Annotated in this window: 2 protein-coding genes and 1 pseudogene; 1 reads left to right on the top strand and 2 read right to left on the bottom strand. The window is 67.5% G+C overall.

Annotated features, from left to right (window positions below; translation table 11 throughout):
* Positions 1 to 111 (bottom strand): helix-turn-helix domain-containing protein (locus ACWEBX_RS39935; protein ID WP_451889605.1); only part of this gene is annotated, 111 nt, incomplete at its 3' end.
* 12 nt (positions 112 to 123) lie between these two features.
* Here ACWEBX_RS39935 and ACWEBX_RS39930 point away from each other — a divergent pair.
* A pseudogene (locus tag ACWEBX_RS39930) lies at positions 124 to 306 on the top strand (IS200/IS605 family transposase); the annotation flags it as partial.
* Positions 307 to 1,349: 1,043 nt separating this feature from the next.
* Here the strand turns inward: ACWEBX_RS39930 and ACWEBX_RS39925 are convergent.
* Positions 1,350 to 1,772, bottom strand: a complete 423-nt coding sequence (locus tag ACWEBX_RS39925; protein ID WP_451889604.1) for an SRPBCC family protein — start codon at positions 1,770 to 1,772, stop codon at positions 1,350 to 1,352.
* Positions 1,773 to 1,833 lie beyond the last annotated feature (61 nt).

Genomic DNA, 1,833 nt, shown 5'->3' with positions numbered 1-1,833 from the left:
ACGGACGCGCAACGCGTCGTTGAAGACAACCCGAGCGCACCCGAACGACCGTGCCAGCGCCGAGCGCTGCGAACCGTTCGGGTACAGGCGGAACCCGTACCTGAGCTGCACAGTGATCACCATAAGCTGGTCAACTCCCTCAAGCGCGTCTCGGCCCGGCTGCTGCGCAAGGAGTACGACAGCCACATCCGCCGGTACCTGTGGGGCGGACACTTCTGGTCCGGCTCGTACTTCGCCGGAAGTTGCGACGGGGCGCCCCTGACTGTCGTGAAGCAGTACATCGAGAACCAGAAGCACCCCACGTGACGGGCTGAGGCGAACACTGCGAACCCCTGCTCACGTGCGGGTCAGAGCAGCTCTGAGACGGCCTTCACCCCCGGCGCAAACGCCGAAGCACCGGCCAAGATCAAAGGTAGAAGAGGCGGTCGCAGAGGCACTGTCGCCCTTCGAGATCGACCACGTGTGCGGCGACGAGCTGAATATCTGGGACTCCTGGTGCATCACCGGTGGCACAGCGAATGGCGGAGGGTTCAACGTCCTTCCCGGCCATGAGCGGGATCCCAGACTGATCCACGAGCTCCCGAACCGATGGCTGACCGGGCACGAGCCGGTTCCCAACGACTTCGGCTGGTGCGCGGGCGGACCTCGCGAACTCCTCGACTTCTCCGCGTCGCGCGAGGAAGCCCGGGAGCTGGCCGACGCGGCGTGGCAGCGGTGGCAGGAACTGGCAGCAGAACTGCCGCCACCCCAGCCCTGGCAGGTCTACGACGACCGCAGGGAGGCCGCGTTCCGGACCTACTCATTCAAACAGGCCGCAGCCGACTACCGCGCCCAGCCGCTCCGTCCGGGCCTTCGACAGCTATCTGGAGACGCTGCCCACCGAGCGCTACTGGTACTGGATCCTGGGATTCACCGACCCGGTCGTCGAGGTCGGACGCGCGAGCAGGGAGGAGTTCATCGAACGGAGAGCTCTGCGCCACCGCAATGTCCTCACCCTGGAGGGCTGGTGGTATGAGGACGGTGGTCCGGGGATCCATGGCGCATGCCACAGCCCTGCCCAGTGCCCGCACGAGCCGGAGCTGACGGCGGGCCGAGATCACATCGACGGCTATCTGGCGGGCCTGTCCAGTGACACGCTCCTGGTCAATGTGCACTGCCACGTCTGAGGGGAAACGATCCAGCGCGCCGGCTGCCCAGCTGCGAATGCGATACACAGCCCAGATCAACACGGCATCAACCTGGTCCACGGGTAGTTCGGAGAACACATCAACAGGCTGCTCATGTGGGAGATCCTGGCTGATGAGAAGTGGTCCTGGCCCGGCCGGGCCGGTGACGAGGGTGCTCGGGTCTCATCCCTGGCCGGGGTGGGCGACCGGCCGGGGGCCGGGTTCGGGGTGGTCGGGGACGGCCGGACCGGGTTGTGGTGGGGGCAGGATCGTGGTGATGCCCGCCATGAGTTTGCGGCAGAGGGACGTGACGGCGGGTCGCAGGCGGCGGGGGATGCGGACGACGCGCAGGAGCCGGTTGTCGATGGCCATGGTCCAGGTGAGTCTGGTTCCTCCGCCGGGGAGAGGTTCGAGGAGGAAGTCCTCGGCCCAGCCCTTGACGAGGGGCAGGGTGATGCCGGTGACGCGGAAGGTGGCCCGGCGGGGGGCGTCCCAGCGGTAGTACTCCTCCTGGAGGGTGATCAGGCGGGCGAGGCGGGCGCTGCGGCGGGCACCGGTGGTGTGGGGGCGGGGGGAGAGCCAGGTGGCCCGGTCCAGGACGGACACCGGCTTCGGGTGTTACCGACTTTCGTGACGTGACGGGCGGTGTGTACAAGGCCCGGGAACG

The organism is Streptomyces sp. NPDC005070, from assembly GCF_053600395.1.
This window is presented reverse-complemented; position numbering and strand designations above follow the sequence as displayed.